This is a genomic window from Marinobacter albus, assembly GCF_030238305.1.
In the GTDB taxonomy this organism is placed as follows: domain Bacteria; phylum Pseudomonadota; class Gammaproteobacteria; order Pseudomonadales; family Oleiphilaceae; genus Marinobacter; species Marinobacter albus.
The window spans coordinates 871,014-892,248 of sequence record NZ_JASSQD010000001.1 but is presented as its reverse complement, the minus strand read 5'-3'; the positions used below and the strand labels follow the sequence as shown (position 1 = coordinate 892,248).

At 59.3% G+C, this 21,235-nt stretch carries 18 protein-coding genes; 12 read left to right on the top strand and 6 right to left on the bottom strand.

Going from position 1 to position 21,235, the window contains the following annotated elements:
• Positions 1-14: 14 nt before the first annotated feature.
• Both QQF73_RS04070 and tkt read right to left on the bottom strand, forming a co-directional pair.
• Entirely contained in the window at positions 15-1,049 is a 1,035-nt protein-coding gene (locus QQF73_RS04070) for a type I glyceraldehyde-3-phosphate dehydrogenase (RefSeq protein WP_219866714.1), read from the bottom strand.
• Positions 1,049-3,049 (bottom strand): transketolase, encoded by a 2,001-nt coding sequence (gene tkt / locus QQF73_RS04065; RefSeq protein ID WP_219866715.1) that lies wholly within the window; start codon positions 3,047-3,049, stop codon positions 1,049-1,051. Before tkt ends, QQF73_RS04070 begins: the two co-directional genes overlap by 1 nt.
• Positions 3,050-3,274: 225 nt before the next feature.
• Between tkt and QQF73_RS04060 the strand changes: the two genes are divergently transcribed.
• The 4 genes from QQF73_RS04060 to metF all read left to right on the top strand — a co-directional run bounded on the left by QQF73_RS04060 (position 3,275) and on the right by metF (position 7,965).
• Positions 3,275-4,276 (top strand): metalloregulator ArsR/SmtB family transcription factor, encoded by a 1,002-nt coding sequence (locus QQF73_RS04060; RefSeq protein ID WP_219866716.1) that lies wholly within the window; start codon positions 3,275-3,277, stop codon positions 4,274-4,276.
• Between the two features lie 156 nt (positions 4,277-4,432).
• Entirely contained in the window at positions 4,433-5,623 is a 1,191-nt protein-coding gene (gene metK / locus QQF73_RS04055) for a methionine adenosyltransferase (protein WP_219866717.1), read from the top strand.
• A gap of 64 nt (positions 5,624-5,687) precedes the next feature.
• Positions 5,688-7,082 carry an adenosylhomocysteinase gene (ahcY, locus tag QQF73_RS04050; protein ID WP_219866718.1) on the top strand — a complete coding sequence of 465 codons (1,395 nt, stop codon included), beginning with the start codon at positions 5,688-5,690 and terminating at the stop codon, positions 7,080-7,082.
• Positions 7,083-7,095: 13 nt separating this feature from the next.
• Entirely contained in the window at positions 7,096-7,965 is an 870-nt protein-coding gene (gene metF / locus QQF73_RS04045; RefSeq protein WP_219866719.1) for a methylenetetrahydrofolate reductase [NAD(P)H], read from the top strand.
• A gap of 127 nt (positions 7,966-8,092) precedes the next feature.
• Here the strand turns inward: metF and QQF73_RS04040 are convergent, their stop codons facing one another.
• Positions 8,093-9,628: an arylsulfatase gene (locus QQF73_RS04040; protein ID WP_228743328.1), complete on the bottom strand. Its 1,536-nt coding sequence runs from the start codon at positions 9,626-9,628 to the stop codon at positions 8,093-8,095.
• Between the two features lie 302 nt (positions 9,629-9,930).
• Between QQF73_RS04040 and QQF73_RS04035 the strand changes: the two genes are divergently transcribed.
• From QQF73_RS04035 to QQF73_RS04025, 3 genes are all read left to right on the top strand, one after another.
• Positions 9,931-10,689 (top strand): transporter substrate-binding domain-containing protein, encoded by a 759-nt coding sequence (locus QQF73_RS04035; RefSeq protein ID WP_219866720.1) that lies wholly within the window; start codon positions 9,931-9,933, stop codon positions 10,687-10,689.
• Between the two features lie 91 nt (positions 10,690-10,780).
• Positions 10,781-11,452, top strand: coding sequence for an amino acid ABC transporter permease (locus QQF73_RS04030; RefSeq protein ID WP_219866721.1), 672 nt, complete (start codon positions 10,781-10,783; stop codon positions 11,450-11,452).
• Positions 11,453-11,465: 13 nt separating this feature from the next.
• Entirely contained in the window at positions 11,466-12,212 is a 747-nt protein-coding gene (locus tag QQF73_RS04025) for an amino acid ABC transporter ATP-binding protein (RefSeq protein ID WP_228743329.1), read from the top strand.
• An 8-nt stretch (positions 12,213-12,220) separates the two neighbouring features.
• Here QQF73_RS04025 and QQF73_RS04020 read toward each other — a convergent pair whose 3' ends face one another.
• On the bottom strand, positions 12,221-12,508 hold the full coding sequence (locus QQF73_RS04020; RefSeq protein WP_228743438.1) for a DUF2505 domain-containing protein: 288 nt from the start codon (positions 12,506-12,508) through the stop codon (positions 12,221-12,223).
• 135 nt (positions 12,509-12,643) lie between these two features.
• On the opposite strand from QQF73_RS04020, the gene QQF73_RS04015 reads away from it, so the two are divergent.
• From QQF73_RS04015 to QQF73_RS04000, 4 genes are all read left to right on the top strand, one after another.
• Positions 12,644-13,993, top strand: a complete 1,350-nt coding sequence (locus QQF73_RS04015; protein WP_219866722.1) for an adenosylmethionine--8-amino-7-oxononanoate transaminase — start codon at positions 12,644-12,646, stop codon at positions 13,991-13,993.
• 15 nt (positions 13,994-14,008) lie between these two features.
• Positions 14,009-14,749: a 16S rRNA (uracil(1498)-N(3))-methyltransferase gene (locus QQF73_RS04010; protein WP_219866723.1), complete on the top strand. Its 741-nt coding sequence runs from the start codon at positions 14,009-14,011 to the stop codon at positions 14,747-14,749.
• Positions 14,750-15,007: 258 nt separating this feature from the next.
• Positions 15,008-16,237, top strand: coding sequence for a DUF445 domain-containing protein (locus QQF73_RS04005; protein ID WP_219866724.1), 1,230 nt, complete (start codon positions 15,008-15,010; stop codon positions 16,235-16,237).
• Between the two features lie 110 nt (positions 16,238-16,347).
• On the top strand, positions 16,348-17,394 hold the full coding sequence (locus QQF73_RS04000; protein ID WP_219866725.1) for an HDOD domain-containing protein: 1,047 nt from the start codon (positions 16,348-16,350) through the stop codon (positions 17,392-17,394).
• Here the strand turns inward: QQF73_RS04000 and QQF73_RS03995 are convergent.
• Positions 17,377-18,738 carry a YihY/virulence factor BrkB family protein gene (locus QQF73_RS03995; protein ID WP_219866726.1) on the bottom strand — a complete coding sequence of 454 codons (1,362 nt, stop codon included), beginning with the start codon at positions 18,736-18,738 and terminating at the stop codon, positions 17,377-17,379. The two genes, QQF73_RS04000 and QQF73_RS03995, sit on opposite strands and share 18 nt — an antisense overlap.
• A 200-nt stretch (positions 18,739-18,938) precedes the next feature.
• On the opposite strand from QQF73_RS03995, the gene QQF73_RS03990 reads away from it, so the two are divergent.
• Positions 18,939-20,186 carry an OmpP1/FadL family transporter gene (locus QQF73_RS03990; protein WP_285367301.1) on the top strand — a complete coding sequence of 416 codons (1,248 nt, stop codon included), beginning with the start codon at positions 18,939-18,941 and terminating at the stop codon, positions 20,184-20,186.
• A gap of 60 nt (positions 20,187-20,246) precedes the next feature.
• On the opposite strand, the gene QQF73_RS03985 is transcribed toward QQF73_RS03990, so the two are convergent.
• A complete protein-coding gene (locus QQF73_RS03985; RefSeq protein ID WP_219866728.1) occupies positions 20,247-21,182 on the bottom strand; it encodes a D-2-hydroxyacid dehydrogenase in 936 nt (311 codons plus the stop codon).
• Positions 21,183-21,235 lie beyond the last annotated feature (53 nt).

Genomic DNA, 21,235 nt, shown 5'->3' with positions numbered 1-21,235 from the left:
ATTTGGTCTTAAAGTCAGTTGTCAGTCTTGCTCAGCCAACAGCGGCTGACATCAAGCATCCGGTTCGCAAAACCCCACTCGTTATCGAACCAGCATAATACTTTCACCAGGTTGCCCCCGGTTACCCGCGTCTGGCCGCCGTCGACCACCCCGGAATGGGAGTCGTGGTTGAAGTCGGAGCTGGCGAGCAACTCATCGGTGTAGCCAAGGATACCGTTTAAAGCACTGTTTGCGGCGCCCTCTAACAGTTTGTTAACCGCTCCCACCGAGGTGGCGGTGCGAACATTAACAACCATGTCGATTGCCGACACGTTGAGGGTTGGCACCCGCATGGCCACGGAGCTGAAACGGCCTTCCATGCGGGGGAGGAGCCGCTCGATCCCGCGTGCCAGACCGGTTTCAACCGGGACAATGTTATGGAGGGCACTGCGGGTCCGGCGCAGATCCTGATGGTGATAGGCGTCAATTACCGGCTGGTCGTTCATCGCGGCGTGGATGGTGGTGGTGGTGCCCCACTCTACGCCCAGCGCATCGTCCAGCACCTTGATCACCGGCACCAGGCAGTTGGTTGTGCAGGAACCGGCAGCAACAATCAGGTCGTTGCCGGTCAGTTCGCCGTCGTTGATGCCAAAGACCACTGTGCGGTCCACATCGGATTCGGCCGGTTGGGAGAACAGCAGGTGCCCGGCCCCGGAATCGATGTGCTTCTGGGCCGTCTCCCGATCGGAGAAGGCACCCGAGCACTCCAGCACCAGGTCCACGTCCAGCAGACGCCACGGCAGGTCAGCCGGGTCCGGATGATTCAGAATCCGGATCCGGTCGCCGTTCACGATAAGATCGCTGTCTTCAACGTCAATGGTCCCCTGAAACCGGCCATGGGTGGAGTCATAGCGCGTCAGGTGGGCAATGGTGTCGATATCTGACAGCTCATTGATCGCGACCACCTGCAGGTGATCGCGATAACCGTTTTCGTAGAGTGCCCGCAACACGCACTGACCGATCCGGCCGTACCCATTGATGGCTATGCGAAACGGCGCGGTCTCTGTCATCACGCTTCCAGAAGTTCGGAGGCCACCTCGAGGATGTTATCGACGGTAAAGCCGAATTCCTTGAACAGCTCGCCCGCTGGCGCAGACTCGCCGAAAGTGGTCATGCCGATAACGCGACCGTCCAGACCAACGTACTTGTACCAGTAGTCGGCAATGGCTGCCTCAATGGCAATGCGGTTGGTCACTTCCAGCGGCAGCACCTGCTGCCTGTAGGCCGCACTCTGGGCCTCGAACACATCGGTGGACGGCATGGACACTACACGGATCTTCTTGCCCTGCTCCCGCAGTTTGCCGGCCGCATCCTGGGCCAGCGCCACTTCCGAACCGGTGGCGATCAGGATCAGGTCCGGTGTCCCTTCGCTGTCGGACAGCACGTAACCGCCCTTGGCGACATCGGTCAGTTGCTGGGCATCACGCGCCTGGGCCGGCAGGCCCTGGCGGGAGAACACCATCGCAGTCGGGCCGTCATTGCGCTCAAGGGCTGCCTTCCAGGCCACCGCAGATTCCACGGTGTCGGCCGGACGCCAGGTGCTCATGTTCGGGGTGGTGCGCAGGCTGGCCAGCTGTTCGACCGGCTGGTGCGTGGGGCCGTCCTCACCCAGGCCAATGGAGTCGTGGGTGAAGACAAAGATGGAACGCTGCTTCATCAGCGCCGCCATGCGGACCGCATTGCGGCAGTATTCCATGAAGATCAGGAAGGTCGCACCGTAGGGCACGAAACCGCCGTGCAGGGCGATACCGTTCATGATCGCCGCCATGCCGAACTCGCGCACACCGTAGAAGATGTAGTTGCCGCTGGCGTCTTCCTTGGTCAGGCCCTTGCTGCCACTCCAGATGGTGAGGTTGGAGCCGGCCAGGTCGGCCGACCCGCCCATCAGTTCCGGCAGCAGCGGACCGTAGGCATTCAGGGTGTTCTGGGAGGCCTTGCGGCTGGCGATGGTCTCGCCCTTGTCCTGACATTCCTGGATATAGGCCTGGGCCTTCTCCGAGAAATCGGCCGGCAGTTCGCCAGCCATCCGGCGTTTGAACTCTGCCGCCAGCTCCGGCTCGGCCTTTTCGTAGGCCGCGAACTTCTGTTCCCACTCGGACTGGGCCGCGGCGCCTTTCTCGCGCGCGTTCCAGGCCGCCGCAATCTCGGACGGAATCTCGAACGCACCGTGGTCCCAACCCAATTGCTCCCGAGTCAGGGCAATTTCGTCGTCGCCCAGCGGCGCGCCGTGGCAGCTTTCCTTGCCCTGCTTGTTCGGCGAGCCGAAGCCGATGATGGTCTTGCAGCAAATCAGGGTCGGCTGCTCGGTGTTGGCGCGGCCAGCTTCAATCGCCGCGCGGATGGCGTCCGGATCATGCCCGTCAACGGCGGGAATGACCTGCCAGCCGTAGGATTCGAAACGCTGCGGGGTATTGTCGGTGAACCAGCCGTCGACCTCACCGTCAATGGAAATGCCGTTGTCGTCGTAGAAGAAGATCAGTTTGCCGAGGCCCAGGGTACCGGCGAGTGACGACACCTCGTGGGAGATGCCCTCCATCAGGCAACCATCACCGAGGAAAGCGTAGGTGTAGTGATCCACGATCTCGTGGCCAGGGCGGTTGAACTGCGCAGCCATCGCCTTTTCAGCAAGGGCAAAACCGACCGCGTTGGCGATGCCCTGACCCAGCGGACCGGTGGTGGTTTCAACGCCCGGGGTGTAGCCGTATTCCGGGTGACCCGGGGTCTTGGAATGCAACTGGCGGAAATTCTGGAGATCATCAATGGAAACGTCGTACCCGCTCAGGTGCAGCAGTGAATACTGCAGCATGGAGCCATGACCGTTGGACAGCACGAAGCGGTCGCGGTTGGCCCACTGAGGGTTGGCCGGGTTGTGGCTCAGGTAGTCGTTCCACAGTACCTCGGCGATATCCGCCATACCCATGGGCGCACCCGGGTGGCCGGACTTGGCTTTCTGAACCGCATCCATGCTCAGCGCGCGAATGGCGTTGGCGAGATCTTTACGGGACGGCATTGACGTTTCTCCAGTGTTTTTCGGGAAAGATTTCGGACTGTCTAAAAAAGAGGCGCGTATTTTCGCCGATTACTGTGTGCCGGGGCAAATCGGTATGCAGCTATTCGCACAAAGTGGCGCTGCGGATTCCCGAAATGGACTGATTTCAAAGAATGATAAATCTATATCAAAATTTTTTGATATGGCTATTGATTGACCACCGGAACCGACCTACACTTCGCAACCATGACATCCATGAATGCACACGCGAACGACCTGTCCTCCGTGGACGCCCTGGCTCCGATCTTCAAGGCGAGCGGCGATCCGCTACGCCTGGAGATTCTGCGTGTGCTGCGCCGGGACACCTTCGGCGTACTGGAACTGAGCCAGTTATTCGAGATGCGACAGTCGGGCATGAGCCACCACCTGAAGGTGATGCACAAGGCCGGCCTGCTGGAGCCGCAGCGCGAGGGCAACGCCATCTTCTATCGTCGCCCCCTGCACCTGGACAGTGACAAGCTGACGGATCAGACCATCCGTCAGATCTTCGAAACCGTCGACCGGGTGGCGTTGCCCGGCCACCTGCAGGAGAAGATCGAGGCCATCCGGACCCAGCGGGCAGACCAGTCCCAGGTATTCTTTGCCCGCCACGCGGAACAGTTCCGGGAGCAGCAGGAACTGATTGCTGCCTTCGACCTGTACGCCGCACCGGTGGCGGAGTTACTGCGCAAGCGGGCGGCCAAACAGGCCTGGCAAACGACCCTGGAGATCGGGCCGGGCGAAGGAGCCTTCCTCAAGGTGCTGTCTGAGCTGTCCAGCCACGTGGTCGCGCTGGACAACAGCCGGGACATGCTGGCCAAGGCCACCCGGACCTGCATCGACGAGCGGCTGAACAACGTGGACATGATCGAGGGCGTTACCGACACCCTGCTTGCCCGCGGCGATGCGTTCGACCTGGTGGTGGCAAACATGGTTTTGCACCATGTGCCCAGCCCGGCGGACATCTTTCTGGACGCCGCGGCCCTGATGAATAACGGCGGCTGTTTCGTGATCAGCGAACTGTGCAGCCACGATCAGGACTGGGCCAAGGAAAACTGCGGCGATCTCTGGCTCGGCTTTGAACCGGAGGAGCTGACCGCCTGGGCGGCGGAGGCGGGACTTAACGCCGGAGAACAACTGTTTATCGGCCTGCGCAATGGCTTTCAGGTGCAGGTCCGGGAATTCTGGAAGACAACGGGCCAGTCCTGAAACGGAATGGCCAAAAGGGAATATCAAAAAACTTTGATATGGGTGTAAGTAGTTCTACGTATACCCGCAAAACACCAAAAACGCGGTCGCCGGCACCTGTCATTTGTGACACCCACCGGCACGAATTTGAATCGCTCAACGAGGAGCAGCAACTCTATGTCTGACTACAGCATCTTCACTTCCGAGTCGGTTTCCGAGGGCCATCCGGACAAACTCGCGGACCAGATTTCCGACGCGGTTCTGGACGCGATCCTGACCGACGACCCGCACGCCCGCGTAGCCTGCGAAACCATGGTAAAAACCGGCGTTGCCATTGTCGGCGGCGAAATCACCACCAGCGCCTGGGTGGATCTGGAAGATTTGGTGCGTGGTGTTATCAAGGACATCGGCTACACCTCCTCCGAAGTCGGCTACGATGGCGACACCTGCGGTGTGATCAACATCATCGGCAAACAGTCCGTCGACATCGCCCAGGGCGTTGACCGCCAGAAGCCGGAAGATCAGGGTGCTGGCGACCAGGGCCTGATGTTCGGCTATGCCAGCAACGAAACCGACGTACTGATGCCCGCTCCTATCACCTTCTCGCACCGGCTGGTCCAGCGCCAGGCTGAGGCCCGCAAGAGCGGGCTGCTGCCCTGGCTGCGCCCGGATGCCAAGAGTCAGGTCACCTGCCGCTATGAGAACGGCCGCGTTGCCGGTATCGATGCGGTGGTTCTGTCCACCCAGCACGACGAAGACGTGACCCAGGCGGACCTGAAAGAAGCCGTGATGGAACTGATCGTCAAGCACGCTCTGCCGGCAGAACTGTTGCACAAGGACACCCAGTTCCACATCAATCCCACCGGCAAGTTCGTGATCGGTGGCCCCGTGGGCGACTGCGGTCTGACCGGCCGTAAGATCATCGTGGACACCTACGGCGGCATGGCCCGCCACGGCGGTGGTGCCTTCTCCGGGAAGGATCCGTCCAAGGTTGACCGTTCCGCCGCCTACGCTGGCCGTTACGTCGCCAAGAACATCGTGGCTGCCGGCCTGGCCGACAAGTGCGAGATCCAGGTTTCCTACGCTATTGGCGTGGCACAGCCGACCTCCATCTCCCTGAACACCTTCGGCACCGGCAAGATCGGCGACGACAAGATCATCCAGCTGGTGCGTGAGCACTTCGACCTGCGTCCGTACGCGATCACCAACATGCTGGACCTGCTGCACCCGATGTACCGGGCGACGGCTGCCTACGGCCACTTTGGTCGCGAGCCGTTCGAGATGACGGTGGGCGGCAAATCCTTCACCGCCTTCCCATGGGAAAAGACCGACCGCGCAGCGTCACTGAAAGACGCCGCTGGTATCTAAATCTGTTTCGGGCGTATGACAGAAGGCATGCGCCCAAGCCCAAATTACTGACAGGAGAACATCCATGAGCACTCCGGCAGAACAACTGAACAATTTTGACGACTACAAAATCCGCGATATTTCCCTCGCCGGTTGGGGCCGCAAGGAAATCAACATCGCCGAAGGCGAGATGCCGGCCTTGATCAAGCTCCGCGAGAAGTACAAAGCCGAGCAGCCGCTGAAAGGCGCCAATATCATGGGCTGCATCCACATGACCATCCAGACCGCCGTGCTGATCGAAACGCTGATCGAGCTGGGCGCCTCTGTGCGCTGGTCCTCGTGCAACATTTTCTCCACCCAGGACCAGGCCGCTGCGGCGATCGCCGCCCAGGGCATCCCGGTGTTTGCCTGGAAAGGCGAGACCGACGAGGAATACGACTGGTGCCTCGAGCGCACCGTCGGTGCCGACGTCGACGGCTGGGAACCGAACATGATCCTGGACGACGGTGGCGATCTGACCGCGCTGCTCCACGAAAAATACCCGGAGATCCTGGCCAACTGCCACGGCGTCACCGAAGAAACCACCACCGGCGTACACCGCCTGCAGGAAATGCTGCGCGAGGGCACCCTGAAGGTGCCTGCCATCAACGTGAATGACGCCGTCACCAAGTCCAAGAACGACAACAAGTACGGTTGCCGTCACAGCCTGAATGACGCCATCAAGCGCGCCACCGACCACCTGCTCGCCGGCAAGAAGGCGCTGGTGATCGGCTATGGCGACGTCGGCAAGGGCTCAGCTGCGTCCCTGCGCCAGGAAGGCATGATTGTAAAAGTCACCGAAGCCGATCCGATCTGCGCCATGCAGGCGTGCATGGATGGTTTCGAAGTGGTGTCCCCCTATCTTGAGGGTGTGAACACCGGCACCGAGGCGGGCGTCGACCGGGCCCTGCTGCAAAACACCGACCTGCTGGTCACCACCACCGGCAACATGACCGTGTGCGACGCGCACATGCTCAAGGCGCTCAAGAGCGGGGCCGTGGTCTGCAACATCGGGCACTTCGACAACGAGATCGACACCGCCTACATGCGCAAGAACTGGGAGTGGGACGAGGTCAAACCGCAGGTCCACGTGGTCTACCGCGACAAGGCAACGAATGACCACCTGATCCTGCTGTCCGAAGGACGCCTGGTGAACCTGGGTAATGCGACCGGTCACCCGTCACGAATCATGGATGGCTCGTTTGCCAACCAGGTACTGGCTCAGATTTACCTGTTCGAGCGCAAGTTTGCCGATCTTCCGGAAGACGCTCGCGAGAAGGGTGTCTACGTTCAGGTTCTGCCGAAGCACCTGGACGAGGAAGTGGCCCGCGCCATGGTCGAAGGTTTTGGCGGCGTCATCACCAAGATGACCCCGGAGCAGGCCAAATACATCGGTGTACCGGTCGAAGGCCCGTACAAGCCGGAAAGCTACAAGTACTGATCGGACCGTTCCCATGCAAAGTCAGAAACAGTTCAAGCGCCGCTTCAGCTTCGAGTTTTTCCCGCCCAAGACCGATCCGGGCAAGGAAAAGCTGCAGAATGTGCGCAGTCAGCTGGCCGAGGTGAACCCGGACTTTTTCTCGGTCACCTTCGGTGCCGGTGGTTCCACCCGGGACCGCACCATTGAAACCGTGCTCAACCTGCATAAGCAGGGCATTTCCACCGCGCCCCACCTGTCGTGCGTGGGCGGCACCCGCCAGGATATCGGCGAACTGCTGGATCTGTACAAAGAGAACGGGATCAACCGGATCGTTGCCCTTCGGGGCGACATGCCCTCGGGCATGGGAGCGGCCGGCGAGCTCCGCTACGCCAACGAGCTGGTGGAATTCATTCGCGAGCACAGCGGCGACACCTTTAACCTTGAGGTGGCCGCCTATCCGGAGTTTCACCCACAGGCCCGTAACGCCGAAGAGGACCTGCAGAACTTCGCCCGAAAGGTGAAGGCCGGCGCCAACAGCGCTATCACCCAGTACTTCTTCAATGCCGACAGCTATTTCTACTTCATCGACCGTCTGGAAAAAATGGACGTCACCATTCCGGTGGTGCCGGGCATCATGCCCATCGTCAATTTCTCCAATCTGGTGCGGTTCTCCGACATGTGTGGCGCGGAAATCCCCCGCTGGATTCGCAAGCAGTTGGAAGCCTACGGCGATGACACCGACAGCATCCGCAAGTTCGGTGAAGAGGTGGTGACCAATATGTGTGAGAAACTGCTCCGGGCCGGCGCGCCCGGCCTGCACTTCTACACGCTGAACCAGGCGCAGCCCAGCCTCAGGATCTGGGAAAACCTTGGCATCAGCGAGCGGGAGAAGATCTCCTTCTGATCACGCCTGGCCAGGCGGCCCGGTACCGCCCGGGCGTTCTGGCAGCCACAAAAAAGGCGCTGTCCGACACGCACGTGCGTGTTCGGCAGCGCCTTTTTCTTTGCCATCCTGCCAGAAGCGATCCCGACTACCGGCTGATGGATTGGTTATTGATCATCTCACTCAGATTGGTGACCTGCACCGACATACCTTTCTGGCTGGGCGGATATTCCTTGAACGTCTCAACGAACCTGCCAATGCCCTTCCCGGCCTGTCCCAGAATCCAGCTCCGGTTCTCGGCCCACTCGTCATAGCCCCGGGCTTCAATGAAACGCTCGAACGGGTCCAGCTTCAGGTTGATCACGATCGGCGTGGACAGGGGCGTCTGTTCTGCCCGGAACCACTCTTCCTGATCGATGAACAGGAGCTTCCAGTCACCATAGCGCATGCCATGGAAAACCGTCTCGGTGAAGTAGAAGAACTCCTTGCGCTTGCTTTTACCGTTGTTCAGAAGCAGGTCGCTCTGGTCGTAACCGTCCAGGTGGACTTTGAAGTCCTTCCCACCGATCTGCATGCCATCAAGCAGGTCTTCCTTGATGTCATCGTCGCCGACCCAGGCCATCAGTGTGGGCACCCAGTCTTCCATGGTCATGAACTCCCCGGTGTGGGTTGCGGCCGGAATCCTGTCTTTCCACTTCACCAGCATCGGCACGCGGAAACCGCCTTCCCAGCCACCCACGCCCTTCTCGCCGTGGAAGGGATGGTTGCCACCATCGGGCCAGGAATTGGAGGGGGCCCCGTTATCGGTTGAGAACATCACGATGGTGTTATCGTCCACCTCAAGCTCCTGGAGAAGCTCAAGCAGCTCGCCAACGTCGTCATCCAGCTCCATCATGCCGTCCGCGTAGAGCCCGTAACCGCTCTTGCCCTCATACTCCTCGTTGAGGTTGGTGCGGTAATGCATGCGGGTGGTGTTGTGCCAGACGAAGAACGGCTTGTCGTCATCGACTGCCTTTTTGATGAAGCGCTTGGATTCCTCCAGCACGTCCTGGTCAAGATTTCGTTGCACCTCCCGGCCCCACGGGCCAAGGTCCCTGATCTCCTGCGTGCCATCCGGCAATGCCTTGGAGTGGATGATACCCCGTTGCTTGAGCCCGTACTTCTCCAGCACCTTTTCGTCCTTGGGGTAGTCGTACTGCTCTGGGTACTCCCCGGCATTGAGGTGGTAGAGGATGCCGTAGAATTCATCGAAGCCATGGGCGGTAGGAAGATGCTCATCGCGATCGCCCAGGTGGTTCTTGCCAAACTGTCCGGTGGCGTAGCCATGGTCCTTGAGCATCTGCGCGAGGGTCGGATCACTGTCCTGGATCCCCTCCTTGGCCCCCGGGAGCCCGACCGTCGTCAAGCCGGTACGGATTGGGTACTGCCCGGTAATGAAGGCGGCCCGCCCCGCCGTACAGGAGGCCTGGGCATAATGATCCATGAAAATCATTCCTTCAGTGGCAAGGCTGTCGATATTGGGAGTGGAGCCCCCCATCATCCCACGGTGATAGGCGCTGATATTCCACATTCCAACGTCGTCGCCCCAGATTATGAGGATATTGGGCTTATCCGCTGCGGTGGCGGACGTCAGTGAAAGGAACATCAATGCGCACGCCACCAGGGCGATCCGAAACATCTCCATTGCATCAGTCTCCATCAAATCCAGTTTTACAGGAGCGACTCGGACAAAAACCCTGGAACGATCCGCGGCCAACCCCCGCTCGCTGCTTAGTTTAGACCACCCTGCATGGACCGCTAGCCGTTGCGTTTTACAGACATGATCCCCCGCGCATTTGGGCTCTGGCCTGCAAATTGCTGATCATTCAGCTAAACTCCCTGCGATGCAGTTCCATTAACGCTCCCCGGCTTTCACAGTCACCAGCCGTGATTGTCGGCCTGCCTTACCGGGCAGACGGAGCATCATAGAAAGCGAAAGGAGAAAGCATGAGTACAAAATGGCTGAAAACCATTGGCGCCAGCCTCGCACTCACCGTCGCCGCAGGAACCGTCAGCGCAGAGACCCTGCGCGTCGTCACGGACCCGAGTTTCGTTCCGTTTGAAATGATGGATCAGGAAACCGGTGAGATGATCGGTTTCGACATGGAGATCATCCGCGAAGTGGGCAAGCGTGCCGGCTTTGAAATTGACCTCAACACCATGGATTTCAATGGCATCATCCCGGCTCTTCAAACCGGCAACGTGGACATCGCCATTGCCGGCATCACAATCACCGAAGAGCGTGAGCAGATTGTCGATTTCTCCGACCCGTACTATGACTCCGGTCTGCGCATTCTGGTGCGCGAGGGTGAGGACAGCGTGAAGACGCTGGAAGACCTCGAAGGCAAGAAGATCGGCACCAAGATCGGATCCACCAGTTACGATTACCTGATGAAGACCCTCGATCAGGACGACGGCGTTACCCCGTATCCGGGCAGCTCCGACATGTACATGGCGCTGATGTCACGGGCCATTGATGCGGTCTTCTACGACGCTCCGAACGTTGGTTACTTCGCCCGCACCAAGGGAGAAGGCAAGGTCATGACCGTTGGCAAGCTGTATGAAGGCCAGCAGTACGGCATTGCGCTCAAGGACGGCAGTGAATGGGTTGACGACGTGAATGAGGCCCTCGCTGCCATGAAGGAAGACGGCACCTACAAGACCATTTACGAGAAGTGGTTTGGCCCGATGCCGGAAGGCATGTAAGGGCAGCCGGACCCACAGGGTCTGATTCCCTGCGCCGGGGTGACTCCACCCCGGCTATTCCTGACTGCAAAACCCTTCGGAGATTCTCACTGTGGAATTCCAGTTTCAGTTCGATTGGCAAGCGGCCATCGACTCCATTCCCTTTCTACTCGAGGGGATTCCCTACACCCTGTTGATCTCATTTGGCGGCCTTATTATCGGCTTTGCCCTCGGCATCTTTTTCGGCCTTCTGAGCATCAACAAGAAATGGTTCCTGCGCTGGCCGGCAACCGCGTACATCGAAATCTTCCGCGGCACGCCCATCCTGGTGCAGGTGCTGTTCATCTTTTACGGCCTGCCTGACCTGATCGGCGGCCCCATCGACCCCCTGACTGCAGGCATCGCGGCCATTGCCCTGAACTCCGGCGCCTACATCTCAGAGGTCGTGCGCGGTGGCGTCCAGTCCATCGACAAAGGCCAGACCGAAGCCGGCCTTTCCCTTGGCCTGTCCCGGACCCAGACCTTCTGGTCCATCATCTGGCCCCAGGCGTTCCGCCGGATGATCCCGCCCCTGGGCAACCAGGCCATTGTAAGCATCAAGGACACGTCACTGTTCTCGGTCATTGGTGTCGGCGAGCTGGTCCGCCAGGGTCAGATCTACATCGCCAATACCTTCACCGCGTTCGAGGTGTATTTCGTGGTCGCGATCCTGTATCTCGCCATTACCCTCTCGTTGTCCCTGATCCTCCGCTACGTTGAGCGGCGCGGTCTGGCCTCTGTCTGAAGGAAAGCGACTCATGACTGATATTGTAGAAATGAAGGGCATGAACAAGTACTTCGGCAAGCTGCATGTCCTGAAAGACATTGACCTCACTGTCGCCAAAGGCGAAGTGGTGGTTATCATCGGCGCCAGTGGCTCCGGCAAGTCCACCCTGATCCGCTGCGTCAACGGTCTGGAAGAATTCGAATCCGGCCACCTCACGGTGGATGGCCATCCGCTCGCGCCGAAGAGCGGCAACCCGAAATCCCTGGCCGAGATCCGCAAGGAAGTCGGCATGGTGTTCCAGCAGTTCAATCTGTTCCCGCACCTGACGGTGAAGAAGAACATCATGCTGGCGCCACAGAAGGTCAAGAGCAGCTCGGAGACCGTCGCCAACGCCACCGCCGAACGATTGCTCAATCGGGTGGGCATCGGCAATCAGGCCGACAAGTACCCGAGCCAGCTATCCGGCGGCCAGCAGCAGCGCGTTGCCATCGCCCGCGCTCTGGCCATGGAACCGCGCCTGATGCTGTTCGATGAGCCGACATCAGCGCTCGATCCGGAAATGATCGGTGAAGTGCTGGACGTCATGCGCGAGCTGGCCAAGGAAGGAATGACCATGATGGTCGTCACCCACGAGATGGGCTTCGCCCGTGAAGTGGCCGACCGGGTGATCTATATCCACGAAGGTCAGATCGTCGAGCAGGGCAAACCGGACGAGGTGTTCGATAACCCCCAGAACGAACGTACCCAGGCATTCCTGTCCCGGGTCCTCGCCCACTGATCACTGCCTCAGAGTAACTGGCGGGTGGTTTGATACTCACGCTCAATCTTGGCGTGGGAATCATCCGCCAGGAACCTGGCAATCTTCTTTCCCAGCAACGGCACATCGCACCGGACTATCAGGTTGACCTGATTCGTGCAGGACAGGCTGTCTCCCTGAAGCCTCATCATGCCCTGGATTTTCGCGGGCACGCCCTCAATGCGAACCCGGAATTCACAGTGCCACTCACCTTCGCTCTTAAGAAACCAGTGTTCTTCCTGTCGGACTTCGTTCCACTCCTTGTGGAAACTGGCCAGAATGCCGGGAAATCCACAGCATTGGCCGGCAGGTCAGAGGCCGTTGGCAAGGTGGTCAGCTCGCGCCGTTAACTGTAATATCCGCTCAGGTTAACAGCCAACATTTGAAACTGACAGCCAGACCGGAGATTCACCATGCGCAATGCCGACCTAGTGGCCCGCGGCCTCAAGTCCGTGTGGCACCCCTGCACCCAGATGAAAGACCACGAAACGCTGCCCCTGGTCCCCATCAAACGGGGTGAAGGGGTCTGGCTGGAAGATTTCGAGAACAATCGGTACATCGATGCCGTCAGTTCCTGGTGGGTCAACCTGTTCGGCCATGCCAATCCGCGAATCAACGCGGCCATTCAGGAACAGATCAGCCAACTGGAACACGTCATCCTCGCGGGATTCACCCATGAGCCGGTGGTTAATCTGTCCGAGCGCCTGATTGAAGTCACCCCGGAAGGCCTGAACAAGTGCTTCTACGCCGACAACGGCTCCTCGGCGATTGAAGCCGCTCTCAAAATGAGCTTCCACTACTGGAAGAACCACGGGCGGCCCGGCAAAAAGAACTTCGTGAACCTCAGCAACAGTTATCACGGGGAAACCCTCGGGGCGCTGGCCCTGGGCGACGTGGCGCTGTACAAGGACACCTACCAGCCCCTGCTGATGGAAGTCCTGACCGCGCCCTCCCCTGACGCGTTCAACAAAGAGGCGGGCGAGACCGACGAAGCCTACGCACTGCGTCAGTTCGAAGCCATGGAAAAGCTGCTCGCCGAGAAGCACGACGAAATCTGCGCCGTGGTGGTTGAACCGCTGATCCAGTGCGCCGGCGGCATGCGCATGCACCACCCGATCTACCACACCAAACTGCGCGAAGCCTGTGACCGCTATGGTGTGCACCTGATTGCAGACGAGATTGCCGTCGGTTTTGGCCGCACCGGCACTCTGTTTGCCTGCGAACAGTCCGGCATCACCCCGGACTTCATGTGCCTGTCCAAGGGGCTGACCGCAGGCTATCTGCCATTGTCGGTGGTACTGACCACTGACAGCGTCTACAACGCTTTCTACGACGACTACGAAACCCTGAAAGCCTTCCTGCATTCACACAGCTACACGGGCAACCCGATCGGCTGCGCCGTGGCATTGGCCACCCTGGACATCTTCCGGGACGACAATGTGATAGAAAGCAATCGCCAGCTTTCCGCGTGCATGGCGGATTCCGTGGCCCACCTGGCCGACCATCCCAACGTTGGCGATATTCGCCAGCATGGCATGACCCTGGCCGTGGAGATGGTCAAGGACAAGGCCTCCAAAACGCCCTTCCCCTGGCAGGAACGCCGGGGCATTCGGGTCTACCAGCACTCGCTGACCCGTCAGGCCTTGCTTCGCCCCCTGGGTAATGTGGTTTACTTCATGCCGCCTTACGTCATCACCGAAGACCAGATCCGTCACCTGGCACAGGTCGCGACCGAAGGCATCGAAATCGCCGTCCGGGACTGACCAGGGTACGAAGGCATGCGCATCCCCAGAATTTATACTGACTCGCCGCTGCACAGCGGCGCTACTGCCGAGCTGGACGACAACGCCGCCCAGCACGTCGGGCGGGTGTTGCGTATGCAGCCGGGACAGGCGCTGCGCCTTTTCAACGGCGACGGTCAGGACTATCCGGCCACCATCACCGCCGCCGGCAAGAAACAGGTGGAGGTGTTGGTGGGCGAGCCTGAGACCAATCCGACCGAATCGTCCCTGGAGATTGTCCTTGGCCAGACGCTGTCCAAAGGCGACCGCATGGATTATGCCGTTCAGAAAGCGGTGGAGATGGGCGTCACCCGCATTGTGCCTCTCACCACCGAGCGGTGCGATGTGAAGCTCAAAGGGGACCGGGAAGACAAACGCCTGCGACACTGGCAGTCGGTGGCCGTAAGTGCCGCCGAACAGTGCGGTCGGGCCAGGGTTCCTGAAATCCTGCCCGTAATGACCGTGGCACAATGGCTGGAGCACAGCCGTGACTGCGACATCCGGCTGGTACTCCATCACCGCACGGAACAGTCCCTCACCGCCATGGCAAAGCCCGGCCGCATCGCCCTGATGATTGGTCCGGAGGGCGGGCTTACCGCAGACGAAATTGCCCTCGCCGAGCAAAACGGATTCCTGCCAGTGGCTTTGGGACCTCGCGTGCTCAGGACCGAAACCGCTCCGGTAGCGGCCATGGCCCTGTGCCAGTGGCTGTGGGGAGATCTGGGCGAATCGGCCTAGCGGCCGTAACGCCGTCTCAGACTGGCACCCAAGTCATTGACAGTACACACCTCTACCAACATTATCCCTGACTGCATGACTAATGAGAGTGGCTGCCTGAGCCTGGGCAACGCTGTGGGAAAGCCTCTCCAAAACTGTGCGGAGCCATGGATGGCGTAGCTCAAGCGCCACATGGACGTGCTTGAGCGGGTTTTGGAGAGGCTTTCCCATAGGGTTGCATGCCCCACAGCAACAACAACGGATACTGGCGAGTAGCGGATGACAAACGTTTTCATCACCCCTGAATTCTGGCAGTACCTCAGCATTCCCGTCATTGCTGCCCTGATTGGCTGGACGACCAACTGGCTCGCCATCAAGATGACTTTTTACCCGCTGGAATTCGTGGGAAAACCCCCATTGCTGGGCTGGCAAGGCATCATTCCGTCCAAAGCCCGGAAAATGGCTGCCATCAGCGTCGATGCCACCATTTCCAAGATCGGCACCGTGCGGGAAATCTTCCAGCAGATCGATCCCAAGATTCTCGCTACCCACATTGTTCATTCTGTCGATCCGCGCATTGAGGAATACGTTGATGAAATGATGCTGCGGGAATACCCGACATTCTGGGAAAACCTGCCGTCCTCCGCTCGTAACATGGTGTATGACCGGGTCCGCAAATCCACGCCGCAACTGGTGGATAACCTGGTAGAGGACGTCTCCACGAACATTGAGGACCTGCTCGACATCAAGGGCATGGTGATCGAACGGCTGGCCAGCGACAAACAGCTGCTCAACCGGATCTTCCTCGAATGTGGCCAGGTTGAGTTCCGGTTTATCGTCAACTCCGGGCTGTATTTCGGGTTCCTGTTCGGCCTGATCCAGATGGCTGTCTGGTATTTCTACCAAAGCTGGTGGGTGCTGCCCTTCTTCGGGCTCCTGGTGGGGTGGGCCACCAACTGGATTGCCCTGAACGTGATTTTCCGACCATTGCACGCCAAGAAAGTCGGGCCTTTCCGTATCCAGGGCCTGTTCCTGAAACGCCAGCCAGCAGTTGCCGAATCCTTTTGCCACATCGTTACCCATGAAATCCTCACGGTGGGCAACATCATCAACGCGATTCTCGAAGGCCCGAAAGGGGAACGGGCCCGCAACATGGTGAAAAAGCACATCAAACCCCTGGTGGACGAAACCGCCGGCATGGGCAAAGCGCTCACTCAGATGGCCTTCGGCCCCACCGGGTTTGCCACCCTGAAGCAACAGGTAGGCGAAAAAGCGATCGAAATCTCACAGACGTCGTTCAACAACCCGGTCTTCGAAAAGGATCGCGCCCGGGCGGTCGAATCCATCATGGTGGAACGAATGATCGCCCTCTCCTCCGAAGAGTTTCAGGATCTGCTCCGGCCGTGCTTCCAGGAAGACGAAATCAAACTGATTCTGGTCGGGGCTTTCCTCGGGATGGCCGCGGGCATCTGCCAGTTGGTGTTTGTTTTCGGCCAATCCGTGCTCTAGACAATAGCCTTAATCAATCAGCCCTTTTCTGTGCAACCATTTGGCCGCCGACTATACTCCGCGGTCAGGGATACGTATTTTTTTGCTACTGATTGACCCGGAGGCAACGGATGCCAGGTTTTCTTTCCTGGATTTCAGGCTTTTTTTCGAAACCTCAACCGGTCTCGCCGGCACCAGAGCCGCGACTTTTCAACCCGGCCCAGGACCAATTCACCGACGAAGACACTGAAACCGGTGCCCTGCTCGCCCGTCAACTGGAAGAACACCTGTTCTGCTGGTTGCTTGATGTTGCGCCGTCTGAGCTGGAGGGGGACTTATCGTCCGTCACCGAAGTCATTGATGAACTGCAGCAGCGCCTGAGTGCAGGCCGGTTGGAAGAACTGCCGCGCCAGCCCCTGAGCCTTCCGACGCTGATGCGGGCGCTGTCGGACGACACCACCGACCGCCAAAGCCTGACGGACATCATTCTGGGCGACCCCGCCCTGACCGACCAACTGCTGCAAATGGCCAACAGCCCCTATTTCCGCCACGGGGACCAAACCATCGATTCGGTTGACCAGGCGGTGTTTCTGCTCGGGCTGGACGGTATTCGCAACGTGGTCTCCGCCGCCGTAATGCGCCCCATGATGGCCGCCCGCAACAGCCAGGAGGCCCTTTTCGCCCAACGGGTCTGGCGTTGGGGGCTGACCTGCGCCCGGGCTTCCGAACTCAGCGCACGGGCGCAGAAAGCCGATTCCAGCGCCCATTTCATGGCGGGACTGCTGCCGGCACTGGCCTACATCACCATTCGTCGGGAGTTGCACCGGATCTGCCGGGCGCGCCTGAAAAGCGATCCGACCCCGGCTCTGATCCGGCATTCACTGGTACGGCATCAATGGGCCACCAGCCAATTGCTGGCCAATGAGTGGAATCTTCCGCCCCAGTTCAATGCACTGCTACTCGGCGCGGAGCGTCCGGCACCGCGGCAGACACAGACACCGCTGAACGACGGCATGATCATCGGCACCCGGGAGGTGCTTCGGCACGCGAACCAGCGCAACCTTGCCGAAGAGGACCTTCCGAAGGTCCTCCAGCTGGCACCGGAGCAGATTAATCAGTTGCAGCATTCGTTGACGGCAATGCTTCAGGAAGGTGGACGTTCAACCACCCGGGTGTGAGACCGCCTCCTGCTCCTCCGCTTCGATGGTTTCCTCGACCGTCTTGCCGGATTTCAGGAGTTCCGAAAACGACGTTGATAGCCGTTCCTCTGTTCCGTGCAGGAGATCGAACGGCAGGTAGACCGGCAGGCGATCCGCCACGCGGTCCTCATCACGGCGCACTACCTTCAGCACATCAGCAATGGAGATGCCATCAAGGCTTCGGCCCGGCACCAGTTGATCTCCCTGACGCCCGGCCAACGACAGGAGCCCGGCACGGATGAGCTTGTCGCTCACCCCACGGGTAACCTCACCCGGCACCCGCAGCCGATGTTCGAGCACTTCCTGCTGCGGCGCTGCCTCCCCGTCATTGAAGGGCTTGGCCACCATCCACATCAGCGCCAGGGCTACTTTTTCCTGAAGCTCGGGCGCCAGTTGGACCTGCCGACGCTTGGCCACCGAACCGGGATTCTGGAGATAGAACGCCAGACTGGCGCCGAGAAGGAGAATCATCCAGTTCAGGTAGGTCCAGATCAGCAGAATGATCCCGATCGCAAAGCTCGAGTAGATGGCCGCGTACTTGGCTGAGCCGGCCACGAAAGACGCAAACAGCATACCGCCAGCCTGCCAGGAAACGCCCGCAACCAATCCGCCGATAAAGGCGTAGCGAAGTTTCACCCGGGTGTTCGGCATGAAGATGTAGACGAAGGTGAAAGCGCCGACCACCAGGAAAAAAGGCGTGAATCGGCTGGCCACGAGGATCAGTGAACCTAACGGCTCGATCTTCATCAACGCCTGGACATAGGTCGAGGAGAAGATGGTGGCACTGATGCCTATGGCCGAGACCATCAGCAAGGGACCCACCATAATCACGCTGAGGTAGTTACTGAAGCGCTGGGCCATGGACCGCATGTCCGGCACCCGCCAGATCATGTTGAAGGAACGCTCGATCTTCTGGAGCAGCGAGACCACCGTGTACACCAGCAGGGCGAGGCCGACCGAGCCAAGCACGCCGACTTTCATGTTGTCCACGAAGCCCAGTATTTTCTCCGCCAGCTCGATACCCTGAGGGCCCATCGGCTCAAAGAACTGGAACAGAAACGGCTCCATGCGCTGATGCACGCCCAGGGCCTTGAGCACCGAGAAACTGAGGGCCAGGAGGGGCACGATGCTGAGCAGCGTGGTGTAGACCAGACTCATCGCGTGCAGCGTCAACTGCCCGCTAAGCACGTCCCGGGCCAGCGCATACGCCGAGCGACCGACTTTATAGAGCCAGGTCCAGGGCCAGCTTTGTGGCGGATTGGGGTTTGCCAGGATCCAGTCTTCGGCGGACTGGAGCCGCTCTTTAAATTGGAAGGAAGCCACTCAACACCCTGCTCTATAAAGTTTTATACAAGTTATCAGGTAGATACCTGACACAACAGAGTATGGCCAATTACGTCTCTTTTGCGAGCCCAAACCCAAAAACTATAAACATATCATTTTTAATCACTTCAAATTATAAAAGATTTTCTGTAGAAAGTGTGTCGTAAATGTGACGGTATTATACGAACAGGTGTTCACCTATGCGCTCAAGACTGACAATGGCCGCAGTTCTGGCTCTCATCCCGGCATCCGCGCTGGCAACCAACGGTTATTTCAGCCATGGATACGGTACCGTTAACAAAGGCATGGCCGGCGCCGGAAGCGCCCTGTCCCAGGACAGCATCGCTGCCGCTACCAATCCGGCCGGCATGGCATTCATTGGCGATCGGATGGACGGTGGCATTGAGGTGTTCTCACCGAAACGCCAGTACTCGGTGGACGGCAACCCGACCCAGAACGACATGTTTCCCCTTACACCCGGCACCTATGAAAGCAGCCGCGATGCGTTTGCCATTCCCCATTTCGGCTTCAACCGGTCGCTGTCCGAGAATACTGCGTTCGGCGTATCCGTGTTCGCCAACGGTGGCATGAATACCGACTACCCGGGCGGTAACGGTGGCCCGTTTTATGGCGGCCGTACCAGTGTAAACCTCGAGCAACTGTTCATTGCACCAACCTGGTCCTGGGAGTTTTCCGACAACCAGGCCATCGGTATCTCACCGGTTATCGCCTATCAGCGGTTCGAGGCAGAGGGCCTGCAAGGTTTCGCAGCCTTCTCGTCTGACGGCAGTGCCGTGTCGAACAGGGGGACTGACGATGCCTGGGGCTACGGCTACCAGATCGGCTGGCAAGGTGAGATTACCGACTCGCTCCGTGGCGGCGTGAGCTGGCGCAATATCCTGAAAATGGATGAGTTCGACAAATACCGGGGCCTGTTCGCCGAACAGGGCGATTTCGACATTCCCCAGATGTTCAATGCCGGGGTTGCCTGGTCGGGTATCGAGGATCACTGGTTCCTGCTGGATATACAGCACATCCGCTACAGCGAGATCGACAGTGTGGGCAACCCGCTGCTTCCCAACCTGATGACAGCGCCCTTGGGCTCGGATCAGGGCGCCGGTTTCGGGTGGGATGACATGACCATATTCAAGCTTGGTTGGCAATGGCAGCAGACACGGAACCATGCCTGGCGGGCCGGCGTAAGTTACGGGGAAAACCCGGTCTCCAGCGAGGACGTACTTCTCAACATACTGGCGCCGGGAATCCAGGAGTGGCATTTCACCGGTGGGTTTACCCACAATATCAGCAATCAGCTGGCGCTGTCCGGCATGGCCTTTTTCTCACCCAAAAAAGAAGTATCCGGCCCGAATCCGCTGGCCACTAACCAGACTGTCACCCTGGAAATGTACCAGCTTGGCGCCTCCGCAAGTGTCGGCTGGTCGTTCTGATCAGGTCAAAGCTCATCCAGAAGCCCTGGCCAACGCCGGGGCTTTTTGTTTACTCCCGGGTCAGGCGACCGAGCCAAGGTTCCGGGCGGTAATGTCGACAATACGCTGCCGGGCCTCCTGACTTGCCCAGGCCGAGTGCGGCGTGACGATCAGGTTTGGAATGTCGCCCGACAGCAACGGGTTGCCATTGCGCGGGGGCTCCTCCGTCAGCACATCGAATCCGGCACCGCCTATCTCGCCCGCCCGCAGCGCATCTGCCAGCGCCTGTTCATTCACCAGCCCGCCACGGCTGGTGTTGATCAGCAGGGCGTCGTTTTTCATCATCTTCAATTCCCGGGCCCCAATCAGGTTCCGGGTTTCGTCGGTGAGCAGGCAGTGCAGAGATATGACATCCGCCTTCTGGAGGAACTCGTCGAAAGGCAACCTCGGGTAGCCCTCCACCTCACCGGCCGGCTGTCCGGGCCGGGCGCCCAGAATAACCTTCATGCCGAAGGCCTCGGCGCGCTCAATCACACCCTGCCCCAGATCGCCATAGCCAACCACGCCCAGAGTCCGACCTTCCAGTTCCATAATGGGGTGGTCCATCAGACAGAACATGTCACTCTGACCCCAGCGGCCAGCCCGCACGTCCCGGTCATAATCCAGGAGCCGGGTCGCCAGCGCCAGAATCAGCGCCATGGTGTGCTGGGCGACCGTTGCGCGGCCGTAGTTGGTGACATTAAGCACGCGGACACCGTGCTCTTTTGCCGCTGCCTGATCAATGTTGTTCAGCCCGGTGGCCACCACAGCAATGGTGTCGAGTTCCGGACAGGCCTCGAAATGCTCCCGCGTCAGGACCACCTTGTTGACGATGACCGTATCAAAGCCACGGATGCGCTCGAGCACCTCGGCCGGCGCGGTTTTTCCATGCTTCACCAGACCACCGGTGATACGTTCAATCGGGGTAAGGTCCACATCGTTACCCAATGTGTTGGCATCAAGGAACACGGCTTTCATACTTTTCTCCTGAATCAAGACAGGCAAAGATTAGGGTAGACTGAACCAAACGT